The organism is Gilliamella sp. X-46 (assembly GCF_057063525.1).
The window spans coordinates 35,815-48,939 of the sequence record NZ_JBXSQH010000008.1 but is presented as its reverse complement, the minus strand read 5'-3'; the positions used below and the strand labels follow the sequence as shown (position 1 = coordinate 48,939).

13 protein-coding genes and 1 pseudogene are annotated in these 13,125 nt (G+C 37.3%); 10 read left to right on the top strand and 4 right to left on the bottom strand.

Features of this window, described 5'->3' with window-relative positions; all coding sequences use genetic code 11:
- Window positions 1-40: 40 nt before the first annotated feature.
- Window positions 41-871: a shikimate 5-dehydrogenase gene (locus ACYIAJ_RS07155; protein WP_483560656.1), complete on the bottom strand. Its 831-nt coding sequence runs from the start codon at window positions 869-871 to the stop codon at window positions 41-43.
- 71 nt (window positions 872-942) lie between these two features.
- Between ACYIAJ_RS07155 and ACYIAJ_RS07150 the strand changes: the two genes are divergently transcribed.
- The 3 genes from ACYIAJ_RS07150 (at window position 943) to mltG (ending at window position 3,596) form a co-directional block, all read left to right on the top strand.
- Window positions 943-1,272 carry a nitrous oxide-stimulated promoter family protein gene (locus tag ACYIAJ_RS07150; RefSeq protein ID WP_483560657.1) on the top strand — a complete coding sequence of 110 codons (330 nt, stop codon included), beginning with the start codon at window positions 943-945 and terminating at the stop codon, window positions 1,270-1,272.
- Between the two features lie 208 nt (window positions 1,273-1,480).
- Window positions 1,481-2,566, top strand: coding sequence for an alanine racemase (gene alr / locus ACYIAJ_RS07145; protein ID WP_483564572.1), 1,086 nt, complete (start codon window positions 1,481-1,483; stop codon window positions 2,564-2,566).
- Window positions 2,567-2,576: 10 nt separating this feature from the next.
- Window positions 2,577-3,596 (top strand): endolytic transglycosylase MltG, encoded by a 1,020-nt coding sequence (gene mltG / locus ACYIAJ_RS07140; protein WP_483560667.1) that lies wholly within the window; start codon window positions 2,577-2,579, stop codon window positions 3,594-3,596.
- 122 nt (window positions 3,597-3,718) lie between these two features.
- Here the strand turns inward: mltG and ACYIAJ_RS07135 are convergent, their stop codons facing one another.
- Both ACYIAJ_RS07135 and ampD read right to left on the bottom strand, forming a co-directional pair.
- A complete protein-coding gene (locus ACYIAJ_RS07135; RefSeq protein WP_483564586.1) occupies window positions 3,719-4,042 on the bottom strand; it encodes a YqcC family protein in 324 nt (107 codons plus the stop codon).
- Window positions 4,025-4,570 (bottom strand): annotated as a pseudogene (gene ampD / locus ACYIAJ_RS07130) (1,6-anhydro-N-acetylmuramyl-L-alanine amidase AmpD); the annotation flags it as partial. The pseudogene ampD and the gene ACYIAJ_RS07135, both read right to left, overlap by 18 nt.
- Window positions 4,571-4,770: 200 nt before the next feature.
- On the opposite strand from ampD, the gene ppdD reads away from it, so the two are divergent.
- From ppdD to ACYIAJ_RS07105, 5 genes are all read left to right on the top strand, one after another.
- Window positions 4,771-5,202, top strand: coding sequence for a prepilin peptidase-dependent pilin (ppdD, locus tag ACYIAJ_RS07125; RefSeq protein WP_483560659.1), 432 nt, complete (start codon window positions 4,771-4,773; stop codon window positions 5,200-5,202).
- Between the two features lie 39 nt (window positions 5,203-5,241).
- Window positions 5,242-6,351, top strand: coding sequence for an ATPase, T2SS/T4P/T4SS family (locus tag ACYIAJ_RS07120; protein ID WP_483564571.1), 1,110 nt, complete (start codon window positions 5,242-5,244; stop codon window positions 6,349-6,351).
- Entirely contained in the window at window positions 6,348-7,523 is a 1,176-nt protein-coding gene (gene hofC / locus ACYIAJ_RS07115; protein WP_483564570.1) for a protein transport protein HofC, read from the top strand. The genes ACYIAJ_RS07120 and hofC overlap by 4 nt, the downstream gene beginning before the upstream one ends.
- Window positions 7,523-8,272 carry a prepilin peptidase gene (locus ACYIAJ_RS07110; RefSeq protein WP_483564569.1) on the top strand — a complete coding sequence of 250 codons (750 nt, stop codon included), beginning with the start codon at window positions 7,523-7,525 and terminating at the stop codon, window positions 8,270-8,272. The genes hofC and ACYIAJ_RS07110 overlap by 1 nt, the downstream gene beginning before the upstream one ends.
- A 214-nt stretch (window positions 8,273-8,486) precedes the next feature.
- Entirely contained in the window at window positions 8,487-9,644 is a 1,158-nt protein-coding gene (locus ACYIAJ_RS07105) for a M20 aminoacylase family protein (RefSeq protein ID WP_483564568.1), read from the top strand.
- Between the two features lie 67 nt (window positions 9,645-9,711).
- Here ACYIAJ_RS07105 and ygfZ read toward each other — a convergent pair whose 3' ends face one another.
- Complete coding sequence (gene ygfZ, locus ACYIAJ_RS07100; RefSeq protein ID WP_483560663.1) at window positions 9,712-10,587, bottom strand: tRNA-modifying protein YgfZ; 876 nt, start codon at window positions 10,585-10,587, stop codon at window positions 9,712-9,714.
- A 283-nt stretch (window positions 10,588-10,870) separates the two neighbouring features.
- On the opposite strand from ygfZ, the gene ilvI reads away from it, so the two are divergent.
- Window positions 10,871-12,589 carry an acetolactate synthase 3 large subunit gene (ilvI, locus tag ACYIAJ_RS07095; protein ID WP_483564567.1) on the top strand — a complete coding sequence of 573 codons (1,719 nt, stop codon included), beginning with the start codon at window positions 10,871-10,873 and terminating at the stop codon, window positions 12,587-12,589.
- Window positions 12,589-13,083, top strand: a complete 495-nt coding sequence (ilvN, locus tag ACYIAJ_RS07090; RefSeq protein WP_065586122.1) for an acetolactate synthase small subunit — start codon at window positions 12,589-12,591, stop codon at window positions 13,081-13,083. The genes ilvI and ilvN overlap by 1 nt, the downstream gene beginning before the upstream one ends.
- The last annotated feature ends 42 nt before the right edge of the window (window positions 13,084-13,125 follow it).

Here is a 13,125-nt window from a genome sequence, read left to right as displayed (position 1 = left end):
TTCATTCCACCGATATACTCGGTGGAATGAATAACACTATTTAGCCTTGCCTTGCAAATTCACCTGCTTGTTTCACCAATTCTTCGCTGGGTGTTACACCCGTATATAACACAAATTGTTCAAGAGCTTGAATCACCGCGACATCGGCACCTGAAATAATGGTTTTGTTTAGCTTTTGGGCATATTTTATCATTGGTGTTTCAACGGGTAATGCAACCACATCAAACACAATATCAGCATTTTCTATCATGGTTGAGGGGAATGCGAGCTCTTCTGCTTCAATGCCTCCATGCATACCAATTGGGGTCACATTAATAATTAGTTTGGCTTGCTTTGGCAATATGTCTTGTTCATCTTTGACCCATTTGTAACCGTAGCGTTTGGCTAACGCTTCGCCTTTTGCTTGGTTACGTGCGGCAATAATGCCATTTTTAAATCCTGCATCATAAAAAGCACCAATCACCGCATTAGCCATACCGCCGCTGCCTTTTAACACAAATGGCGTTGTATTATCGATTTTATTTTCTGTAATGAGCTTAGCAACTGCAATATAATCAGTATTATAGGCTTTTAAATGATGATTGGTGTTAACAATAGTATTGACTGATTGAATAGATTTTACCGAGTCATCTAATTCATCAATAAATTCTATACAAGCTTCTTTATAAGGCATTGAAATGGCGCAACCTCGAATCGCTAAGGCTTTAATGCCATAAATTGCATCTTTTAAATTATTGGTAGTAAAGGCTTTATATAAGTAATTAAGATCGAGTTTTTCATACAGGTAATTATGAAATCGAGTACCGAAATTGCTTGGTCGGGCCGAAAGGGACATACAAACCGTCGTATCTTTATTGATAATTCTTGTCATGACAACAAATCCTTGTGGTATAGTGGAATATATTTTATTTTACCACTTTCTTTATTAACTTGTATGTGATTATGGTTGCAAACAATACTGGTCCTAAAATACAGCAAGAAAAAGCAACAGTGAGTGCAATGATCTATTTATATTGCAACCAAAATCATCACACCTCAGGCCACCAGTTATGTAATGAATGCAATGATCTATTGCAATATGCTATGCAACGTCTAACAATGTGTCGTTTTGGTGAAGCCAAAACGACGTGTGAGCGTTGTCCAAAACATTGTTATCGTAAGGATTATAAACAAAAAATAAAACAAGTTATGCGCTATGCCGGTCCAAGGATGATCATCTATCATCCATTGATGGCCTTTAGGCATCTTTATAAGAATTTGGTGAACAAATAACTTATTGTTAACGATTTTTATGTGGTAAAGCACAAAATTTATGATCAATTACCATAAAGTTGATATTACAATTTAGTTAATTTATTTCATTAAAATACTTATGTTTAAAATTGTATAAAATTTCAACTGATTTGTATACTAAGAAAAATTTGTTATTATTGAAAACAGAATTTAAAATAATCTTTTGATAAGAGTTTGGATCCAAGAAATGTCTATCGCAGTTGTTGAAGTCAATCGTCAAGCAGTTATTCATAATCTTGAATACCTCAAAAAAATAGCCCCTGACAGTCAGCTGGTTGCAATTATTAAAGCCAATGCTTATTCCCATGGTATTGAGCAAATTGCACAGCTATTAGCCGATAAGGTGGATTATTTTGGCGTTTCGCGGCTTGCCGAGGCAATACAATTGCGAAATATAGGTATTAATACGCCTATTGTGGCTTTGGAAGGATTCTTTCCGCATGATGATATGTGGGATTTGATTAATTTTAATGTTCAACCTGCTATTCATAGCAAATGGCAAATCGATGTGCTGCAATCATCACCGCTTGAAAATCAAATTATTACATGGTTTAAAATCGATACTGGTATGCATAGGTTAGGTTTTTGTCTTGATGAAGCTAAAGATGAGTTTTATCGTTTAGCTAACTGTTCTGTCGTTTGTAAACCGATTAATATTATGAGTCATTTTAGTTCGGCTGACGATCTCACTTCAAAGCAAACGTTAAAGCAAATTGAATGCTTTGATCAGTTTATTGCTTCAATTGACGATAAATCACTAATAGGCAAATGTTCGATTGCCGCATCGGGTGGCACTTTGGCTTGGCCGCTGGCTCAGCGTGATGTTGTGCGTTCAGGCATTGCTTTGTATGGTGTTTCGCCTTTTGATGCACCAATTGCCGAGCTACAGCCCGCCATGACATTTAAATCCGAATTAATCGCAGTGCGAAAGCATAAACAAGGCGAATCGGTTGGTTATGGTCAGACTTGGTGTAGTTTGCAAGAGACTCAATTAGGTGTCGTTGCGATGGGCTATGGTGACGGCTATCCACGCAACATTCCGCAAAATACCCCCGTTTTGATTAATGGCCGCAAAGTGCCCATTGTTGGCCGAGTTTCAATGGATATGATTGTGGTTGATTTGGGCATCAACAGCCTTGAAAAACCCGGTGACGAAGTCATATTTTGGGGACCAGAACTCCCCGTTGAAGAAATCGCTAAGCACACAGGTATTAGTGCTTACGAATTAATAACGCGCTTAACTTCACGCGCAAAAATTCATTATATTAGATAAATAAGTTATGATTAAAAAGATATTTTTATACACTCTATTCACCCTGATCTTAATTGTGGGTGGTTCGTTCAGTATTGGTTATTATTTTTTACAGCAGTTTTCCACACAGCAAATGCAAGTCACTGCCGAAAATCAAATGTTTGTTTTGAAAAAAGGCACATCTATGCATCAATTAGTTGAGCAAGTTAAAGAAAGCAAATTAGTCGAAAGCGCATATTTGCTCCCTTATTTGTGTAAATTAAATCCATCGTTAAGATCCATTAAAGCAGGAACTTATCAATTGCATCCACATATGACTGTTGAAGAATTTTTGCAATTGTTGGTATCAGGCAAAGAGAGCAATTTTTCGATCCAATTTGTCGAAGGTAAACGCGCTAAAGATTGGTTAAATGTTATTCAAACTACCCCGTATATTCAACAAACCTTAGCTGGTAAAACAGAGGACGAAATTGCTAAGTTATTAGGTATTGAAGGATCGATTGAAGGGTGGTTATCGCCGGACACTTACCTTTATACTGCAGACACTTTAGATATTAATATATTAAAACGTGCGCATATGATCATGAAAAGTAACTTGCAAAAAATCTGGGATAACCGTGATAACAATCTTCCATATCAATCTCCTTATGAGTTACTTATTATTGCATCAATAATTGAAAAAGAAACCGGCATTAGTTCTGAACGGGCAAATGTGGCTTCGGTATTTGTTAATCGTCTAAAAAACAAAATGAAGTTACAAACTGACCCAACTATTATTTACGGTTTAGGTGATAACTATAAAGGTACCATTAGAAAGGTTGATTTAACCGATACCCAAAACCCTTATAATACCTATGTCATTGAGGGGCTTCCGCCAACACCAATTGCAATGCCGAGCCTAGCATCACTCGAAGCAGCTGCGCATCCGGCTAAAACTAATTATCTGTTTTTTGTTGCGAATGGAACAGGTGGGCATACCTTTTCAACTACTTATAGCAACCATCAACAAGCGGTAAATGAGTATCGACAGTTATCGAGTGGTGGAAATTAGCTTTAAAAACTTAAATAAAATCAATACCTTTTCTGACCGATTTTTATTCGATTTTTTTGACTTTAACCATTGTTACACATTAATGTGCCGTATATTAATACGGTACATTTTATCTTGTTAATTTACGATAATTCATCAAGTTGCTTAATAAGATGTAGCAGATGATTAACATCTTGTTCTTGCTCTTTTAGCGCTTCCTCAAAATAAGGATGCAAAGCAAATTTAGGCAGATTACCTTTGGCATCAATGAGTGCTTGTATTCGCGGAATAAAAATCCATTGCAACCATTCGTGTGCTTGCATGGTGTCAAGCGCAAAGGGTTGTTGACTTAAAAAGGCATCAGGTTTTGGTGGTGTGATTTGCCATAAATTGATTTTTTGTAACTCTGCAATAATTTGCTTAATTTGATTGAGTAGCTTTTGTTCTTGTGATTTTTGCGCTAACAAACTTCGATAATATTGCCAATCAAAACAGGGGCCGGGATCCGTTTTACGATCTGGAGCAATATCTCTGTGACCAGTAATGTTTTGGATCGCATAAGTTTGCTGTAATAATAATGTCACGTTCGTTAATTGTTGATATTGTTGTTCGGTAAAGCTGTCGCTATCGCATCCTTCCATTTCAATACCAATTGAAAAATCGTTACAATTATCTTGTCCTGTAAATACGGATTTCCCCGCATGCCAAGCGCGTTTATCAAATGGTACAAATTGAATGATTTCGCCATCACGTCGAATAAACAGATGGCTTGAGACTTCAAGTTGATAAATTGAAGCAAAGTACGGATGCTTGTTAGGATTGAGTTGACCTGTAAATAATTGTTCAACATAAGGCCCCCCATATTGATTGGGCGGTAGGCTGATATTATGGATAACAAGTAATGATATCGGTTTATTGGCTGGTCGTTCATTATAAAAAGGTGAAACGACGTGTTTTATACCTTGCAACCAACCGTTAACAATTTTTAGGGACATATTGACTCCAACTTATTTAATAAACCGATGTATAGATTTGTGTGTTTTGCGATCTGCTTCGCGAAAATTGAGCATACAACGTAATAATGAATTGCGTAATGAATTTTTCTTTCCAAACTTACTACTTCGCTATTATTCCATTTTTTTGTTTTGCTATAAAGGTTCTTCTATTAAATCATTGACGAAAAATCGAGGTATTTATGTCTAATCAATCTGGCTTTACATTATTTGAACTTATGATTGCCATTATCATCATTGCTATCTTAACGGCTATCGGCGTACCTGCTTATCAAGGATATGTAAAAAAAGCGGCGCTGACCGATATGCTGCAAATCATGACATCGTATAAAACTGCTGTCGAAATTTGTGCTGTCGAGCAAGGTAGTTTAGCCAATTGTAGCAATGGTAATAATGGGGTACCAGCAAGCCGAACGTCTAACTATGTAACTTCAATTACGGTCAATAACGGCGTGATTACCTTAGTTGGAACCAGTGCTTTAGCGGGGTTAACCACCACACTGACACCAACAATTAATGCCACGCATGGTAATTTAGATTGGAATCGCGTTTGCACCACATCGCCAGTCGATGCCAGTTTAACCAGTGCTTGTGAAGATATCTTTAAATTTTAACGTTCGTATTTGACGATTAATAAATAAGGAAGTGATTTTATGCAAGAAGAACAGCTAATTGAAAGTATCGACAAATTGCTGCTTGAAGCATTAGATAAGCGCGCTTCAGATATTCATTTTGAACCTTATCAACACAGTTACCGTATTCGTATGCGCATTGATGGAGTTTTGCATGATATGTTATCGCCACCGCTTGCATTGGCTAAACAGATAACAGCAAGGCTAAAAATAATGTCTAAGTTAAATATCGCTGAGCACCGATTACCTCAAGATGGTCAACTTGTGATTGACCGTTACACCATGCGCATTTCCACTTTACCGGTTATGCATGGTGAAAAGATTGTTTTAAGAGTGATGGATAACCATGACTCTGAACTAACAATCAATGACTTGGGGTTAACCGAAGCTGATCTATTAAAGTTCAAACAAATTCTAGATTATCCCCAAGGGTTAATTTTAGTTACTGGACCAACTGGTAGTGGTAAGACAGTAACGTTATATAGTGGATTAAAATGGTTAAATAAGATTGAACGTAATATTTGTAGTGTTGAAGATCCTATTGAAATTCCTCTAGAAGGCGTTAACCAAACAGCTATTAATCTTAAGGTTGGATTAACGTTCGCTATCGTATTACGGGCCTTACTACGGCAAGATCCTGATGTAATGATGGTTGGTGAAATTCGCGATCGTGAAACTGCCGAAATTGCTATTCAAGCCGCGCAAACGGGGCATTTAGTCCTCTCAACTTTGCATACTAATTCCAGTGTCGAGGCAATAACACGCTTAAAGCAAATGGGCATTGAAAATTATCTGCTTTCATCAAGCCTACAATTAATTGTTGCCCAACGGTTAGTTCGGAAGCTGTGTCCACATTGCAAAGTAGTGGCGAGTGATTTGGTTAGGTTGGGAAATGAACTCGAACCACATTATTTGGCCACAGGTTGTCCTCATTGTATTGGTGGTTATAAAGGACGAATTGGACTATACGAACTTTTAGTTATCACCCCTGACATTCAACAGCAAATATTAGCAAATCAAACTATTTTTCCTTCAAACATGTTTTCGTTAAAAATGGCAGGGCAAAAATTAGTGAAGCAGGGTATGACAACGTTAGATGAATTAAATCGCGTGTTGGGTGATACGGCATGAAGCGGCTCTATTATTGGTATGATGTAGATTTTAATGAACACAAAATTATCGCTAAATCGTCACAAGCCGTTAAACGTCAGTTATTGTTGCAAGGTAAAATTGCCATTAAGATTAAAGCAGGCAGTATTATTACCGCTCGCAGTTTTAATCGTGCTGACCTGCTGATCATTACCAAACAATTAGCGACTATGTTAAAGGCGGGGTTATCCATCATTGATACATTACAGTTGCTAGCCCAAGAACAAACCAAACCACACTGGCAATATCTGCTACTTGATATTCAGCAACAAGTAGCCAAAGGTGAATTTTTATCTCAAGTGTTACAGCAACATCACTCAGTGTTTTCTGCGCTGTATTGCGAAATCATTGCAACTGGTGAACTTACAGGACAGCTTGACGAAAGCTTTGAGCAGTTAGCATTATTACTTGAAAAATCAATCAAATTGCAAAAAAAACTGAAAAAGGCAATGCGTTATCCACTGTTTTTATTATTAGTTGCGGTAATTGTAAGTTTAGTGATGTTGTTATTTGTTTTACCAAAATTTTCGGATATTTATCAAGATTTCGATGCCGAGTTACCTGCTTTCACACAAGCAGTTATCGATTTTTCAAACTATTTACAACAAAGTTGGTTAATTTTGTGCGTGGCGTTTTTCATCAGTTATTTTTGCTATCAGCGCTATTTAAAAGTGCGCTATCGCCATAAAATAGAGATGATGGTAATTAAATGTCCCTTTATTGGTCAGGTGATTAAAACCAGTTGCTTAGCCCAAATTTTTCAAACTATTGCTATCACCCAAAAAGCAGGCATACCTTTATTAGCTGGTTTAGCCGCAGCGGCTAATACCACTTATTATTGTCTTTATCGTGATAGTCTTTCACAAATCATTACCGGCATTGAACAAGGGCATTCATTTAGCCATGTATTGCATCGGCAACTACATTTTCCCCATTTATGTGCGCAACTCATTTTTGTGGGAGAAGAGTCAGGTACATTAGATTTAATGCTTGATAAGCTAGCCTTCTATTATCAAGAACAAAATCAAACCTTAACTGATAATTTATCACAAGCATTTGAGCCGTTATTAATGTTTGTATTGGCCTTAATTATTGGCAGCTTAATTGTGGCTATGTATTTACCGATATTTCAAATGGGCGAGGTGATTCACTAATGTTAGCGTTTATGATTATCTGTTTAGGCCTTTGCTTTGGTAGCTTTGTCCATGTTGCTTATTGCCGTTATTTGCCAACACTGACACCTTGCCAATATTTATACCGCATTAGTTTTTACCGATCTGCTTGCCCACATTGTCATCATCAACTCAATGCTTGGCAATTGGTACCAGTTGTTGCTTGGCTAATACTAAAAGGGCACTGCCATTACTGTAAAGCTAAGATTTCATATCGTTATCTTATTGTCGAATTATTCGTTTCGACTTTATTTGCTATTATCTATTTTGATAAAGGTATTGACTATCAAAGTTGGATTTTAATGTTTCTTGGTTGTTATTTTTTACTTTTGACCTTACTGGATTTTAAATACTATTTGTTACCTGATCTGTTTACGCAACCGTTAATGTGGTTTGGGCTAATACTTGCTTATTTTAATATGACTAACATCACCTTAACCGATGCGCTATTAGGTATTTTTTGGGGATATCTATTATTAAAAGTTCCAGCCACTTTCTTTTATTTAGTATCTAAAAAACAGGGCTTAGGTGGGGGGGACATTAAATTACTAGCGGCATTAGGCTGTTGGGTGCCTTATACTAAGCTACCTATGTTATTATTTTCTTCCTCGTTACTGGGGATAGTGTATTATCTTTTTTTGCGGTATATCCTTAATAAAAACACCTTAAAAGGTATTGCATTTGGTCCTTTTTTATTAATTTCTGGTTATGTGCTCTATTATTATTGTTAAAAATTTTTAGGGACCATTTAATTTTAATAAATTATTTAATCAATAATGTGTTAAAGGTGCATAAAGTAATTATGCTGTTCAATATATTCACCATATAACTAAAATTGATATTCATAGTAAAAATAGTTATTTTTATAAAAGTGAAAATCGCGTTATAGTGCTAACTAAATCAGCGTGTTGTGCTGTAATTCAGTCACTAATTAAGGAATCATTCATGATATCAAATACTATTAACCAACTGAAAAGCGAAATGATCGCATGGCGCCATCATATTCATGCTCATCCTGAAACTGCTTTCGAAGAAGTCAATACCACCAAATTTATCATCGAAAAACTGCAATCATTTGGCATTACCGAGTTCTATACTGATTTTGCACCCACTGGCGTTGTTGGTATTATTAAAGGTAATCAAGACGGGCGGTGGATTGCACTTCGAGCTGATATTGATGCATTAGATATTATTGAAGAAAATACTATCGATTATTGCTCAACCACGCATGGCAAAATGCATGCATGTGGTCATGATGGGCATACTGCTATGTTGCTCGGCACGGCTAAGTATTTGAGTGAACACCGTGATTTTGCGGGTACTGTTGTGGTTATTTTTCAACCGGCTGAAGAAAACGAGGGTGGGGCACGCGTTATGGTTGAAAATGGTTTATTTGAACGATTCCCGATTGAAGCGGTGTATGGTATTCATAATCAGCCTAATATGAAATTAAATCACTTTTATATTAATCATGGCCCAATGATGGCTTCGTATGATGTTTTTGAAATCAAAATAACCGGTGTTGGTGCTCATGCAGCTGCTCCTCATTTAGGTAAAGATACGATACTAACTGCTACACAAATCGTTAATGGTTTACAAAGCATTGTCAGTCGTAATGCTGATCCTTTAAGTTCGTTAGTCGTTAGCGTAACGCAAATTCACAGCGGTGATACTTGGAATGTGTTACCTCAAACAGCGGTGATTCGAGGTACAGTTAGAACATTTAGTGCACAAGTGCAAGATATGGCCGAAAGTCGCATTAAACAAATAGCAACAGGTATTGCCGCAACATTTGAAGCCAAGGCTGAAGTGGATTATCAACGCCGTTACCCAGCTACTATTAATTACGCCAAACAAGCCGATATCGCTATTGAAGCGGCTAAAAAAGCCGTCGGACAAGATAATTTAATTATTGATCCTCTTCCTTCAATGGGATCAGAAGATTTTGCCTTTATGCTACAAAAAATACCGGGTGTATACGTTTGGCTAGGCGCAGGTAAAGGTGCCAACTTACATAATCCAGCCTTTAACTTCAATGATGAAGTGTTAACAACTGGAGTAAGCTATTTTATTGAAATTGTTAACCAAGAACTTGCGAACTAAGTTAAAACGATAGGCAAAGACGGCTGGAATAAATGTGATGTTATTCCAGCTTGTTGATCAAAAACAATTAAAACGTCATTCGGCTGTTATCGTTTCCAAAAACTCTAAATGGCGTATTTAAATCAATTCCATTATTAAGAACGACTTGAACACAAATGCCGTCTTTATCATCAAGTTTTGCCGCGGCTAATACCAGCCCACCTTCTCGCCAACCACCAGCAAGTTTATATTCAAGCGTATTGCCAATTTTAGGAAGAACGTCACTGGTGCCTTTTATTACATACATTCCACGAGTGTTAGCACCACGAAACTGCGCTCTGGCGACCATTTCTTGACCACAGTAGCAGCCTTTTTCAAAGCTAATTGCGTCATAAGATTGTAAATTACAAGCTTGCGGTAATAAAATTGCCATATTGCTATCATCAATAATAGGATAGCCTGCTTGCAAATCAAGTTTTAACCACTCACTGCATGGATTTAAATCACCCGCAATGGGTTCTGGTGTGACCATAATAACCCGCATTTCTGGTAAAGGTACTTTGATATAGGTGATGTTATTTTCAGTTAAACAGCTTATATCGCTTAATTTCGTAGCGATTTCTGTGGGAATTGCATCACCGACCAAACCTATCATATTTAAATCTTGAACTGGTTCGATGGTCACTTTAGAAAAAACGGCATATTTTGCTAGTTCGGCAATCTGTTTTTTCACAACGCTTTTACGCTCAATGTAGTAAATATCATTACCGCGTTGAAACAACAATAAAGTACTCCACATTCTGCCTTTATTGTCGCAATGAGCGGCATAGAGCGTTGATTGTTCTGAAAGTCGGTTAATGTCGTTGGTTATTTGTCCTTGCAGAAAAACACGGTTATCCTCGCCAGTAACTTTAACTAATTGCCAGTCAGCAAGTGAGGTTGGTTTAGATGAAATATTGCTCATATTGATACCCTTGAGTAATGAAGAATTCTAGTACTGTTATGACTAGAAATACTTAGTTTCTGAGTGTATATAAAAAATAAAAAAATAACAATGAAATCAATCAGCAATATTTAAATAAAATTGATAGATTATGGATATTATTCATAATATTTTAAAAATTAATATTGTGAGTGCTTAATTTTATTTGTAATGAACTTAGCTAATTGACTTTATTGATTTTGCTTACAAGTTGATGCAAAATGATTCACAAAATGACAAATCAGTTACATTGGAGGCAACAACCATGGCAAAACTGTCAGGCGCAGAGATGGTTATTCAATCATTGATTGACCAAGGAGTAAAACAGATATTTGGTTATCCCGGTGGTAGTGTTCTTGATATTTATGATGCCATTCACACATTAGGTGGCATTGAACATATTTTAGTTCGTCATGAACAAGCTGCCGTGCATATGGCTGATGGTTATGCCAGAGCAACAGGTGATGTTGGTGTTGTTTTAGTTACATCTGGTCCTGGAGCAACGAATACCATTACCGGAATTGCAACCGCATACATGGATTCTGTACCGCTAGTAATATTGTCTGGGCAGGTTGCTAGCAATTTAATTGGTAACGATGCATTCCAAGAATGTGACATGATAGGCATTTCTCGCCCAATTGTTAAACACAGTTTTTTAGTTAAAGACAGTAAAGATATTCCAGAAACCATCAAAAAAGCGTTTTATATTGCCTCGACAGGTAGACCAGGACCTGTAGTGATTGATTTGCCAAAAGATATTGTCAATCCTGCTAACAAATATAATTATCACTACCCAAAATCTGTTGTAATGCGATCTTATAACCCAACTATTCAAGGCCATAAAAAACAGATCAAAAAGGCCCTAACCACGTTATTATCCGCTAAGAAACCAGTATTATTTATTGGTGGGGGGGTAATTGCTGCTGACGCAAGTAGCGAAATTAAAACACTTGCAGAAAAACTCAATCTACCAGTTGCTTCAACGTTGATGGGCATTAGCGCCTTTCCGGGGACCGACAAACATTACCTTGGCATGATTGGTATGCATGGGGTTTATGAAGCCAATATGGCTATGCATAATGCTGATGTGATTTTTGCAATTGGTGCGCGCTTTGATGATCGAACCACCAACAATGTTGAAAAATATTGCCCAAAAGCCAAAATTATTCATGTAGATATTGACCCAACTTCAATTTCTAAAACCATTTTGGCTTCAATTCCAGTGGTGGGTGATGCCAAAGTCGTACTTGATACCATATTGTCAATGTTAGATGAGTCCTCTACCGAACGTGATCTTGATGCGCTGATCGATTGGTGGAAGCAGATCGAACATTGGCGAGCTCGTCACTGTTTGGCTTATCGTCATGATGGTGAAAGCATCAAACCGCAAGAAGCCATTGAAGTATTATACAAATTGACCAAAGGGAATGCTTTTGTGGCAACCGATGTGGGACAACATCAAATGTTCACGGCACTTTATTACCCATTTGACAAACCGCGTCACTTTATTACCTCGGGTGGACTCGGCACCATGGGATTTGGCTTACCAGCAGCGCTTGGAGTTAAATTGGCATTTCCTAAAAAAACCGTTGTGTGCGTAACAGGCGATGGCAGTATTCAAATGAATATTCAAGAGCTATCAACCGCATTGCAATATGGCTTGCCCGTACTAGTGTTAAATTTAAACAACCGTTTTTTAGGCATGGTTAAGCAGTGGCAAGATATGATTTATGCAGGCCGGCATTCCAGTTCTTATATGGAATCTTTACCTGATTTTGCCAAAATTGCAGAAGCTTATGGCCATGTTGGAATGGTCATAACCAAGCGTGAAGAACTTGAACCAAAACTAAAACAAGCATTAGCCATTAAAAATCGTTTGGTTTTTGTTGATGTCATGACTGATGCTACTGAACATGTGTACCCAATGCAAGTGCGAGGTGGCGCAATGAACGAAATGTGGCTTAGTAAAACGGAGAGAACCTAATGCGTTATATATTATCAATTTTAACCGAAAACGAACCCGGCGCATTATCAAGAATAATTGGCTTATTTTCACAACGTGGTTTTAATATTGAAACAATTACCACTGCGCAAACTGAAGACCCAACTATGCATCGTATGACAATACAAACGACGGGTGATGAGCATGTGCTTGAACAGATTCAAAAACAGTTGCATAAATTGGTTAATGTTTATCGCGTGCATGATTTAACCGAAGGGCCACATGTAGAGCGTGAAATCATGCTAGTAAAAGTTGCCGCAAAAGGTTCGGATGCGCGTGACGAAGTAAAACGTTGTGCCGATATATTTAGGGGATCGATTGTCGATGTGACTGCGACACATTACATCGTACAATTATCGGGTACGAGTGAAAAACTAGACTCATTCTTAGCTTCAATTCGCGAAACTTGTAATATTGTCGAAACTGTACGCTCTGGGATTATTGGTTTATCACGTAGTGAGAAAACAGTTAAATAGTGATATTCATTGTTAGCACCTTTAGTTAAGGCGTATTGTGCG

What these genes read in the sequence shown, in the direction of transcription:
- hofC (WP_483564570.1), top strand. Translation starts at nt 6,348, where the DNA reads ATGAAGCGGCTCTATTATTGGTATGATGTAGATTTTAATGAACACAAA.
- ACYIAJ_RS07110 (WP_483564569.1), top strand. Translation starts at nt 7,523, where the DNA reads ATGTTAGCGTTTATGATTATCTGTTTAGGCCTTTGCTTTGGTAGCTTT.
- ACYIAJ_RS07155 (WP_483560656.1), bottom strand. Translation starts at nt 871, where the DNA reads ATGACAAGAATTATCAATAAAGATACGACGGTTTGTATGTCCCTTTCG.
- ACYIAJ_RS07120 (WP_483564571.1), top strand. Translation starts at nt 5,242, where the DNA reads ATGCAAGAAGAACAGCTAATTGAAAGTATCGACAAATTGCTGCTTGAA.
- ygfZ (WP_483560663.1), bottom strand. Translation starts at nt 10,587, where the DNA reads ATGAGCAATATTTCATCTAAACCAACCTCACTTGCTGACTGGCAATTA.
- ilvI (WP_483564567.1), top strand. Translation starts at nt 10,871, where the DNA reads ATGGCAAAACTGTCAGGCGCAGAGATGGTTATTCAATCATTGATTGAC.
- ilvN (WP_065586122.1), top strand. Translation starts at nt 12,589, where the DNA reads ATGCGTTATATATTATCAATTTTAACCGAAAACGAACCCGGCGCATTA.
- alr (WP_483564572.1), top strand. Translation starts at nt 1,481, where the DNA reads ATGTCTATCGCAGTTGTTGAAGTCAATCGTCAAGCAGTTATTCATAAT.
- ACYIAJ_RS07105 (WP_483564568.1), top strand. Translation starts at nt 8,487, where the DNA reads ATGATATCAAATACTATTAACCAACTGAAAAGCGAAATGATCGCATGG.
- ACYIAJ_RS07150 (WP_483560657.1), top strand. Translation starts at nt 943, where the DNA reads ATGGTTGCAAACAATACTGGTCCTAAAATACAGCAAGAAAAAGCAACA.
- ppdD (WP_483560659.1), top strand. Translation starts at nt 4,771, where the DNA reads ATGTCTAATCAATCTGGCTTTACATTATTTGAACTTATGATTGCCATT.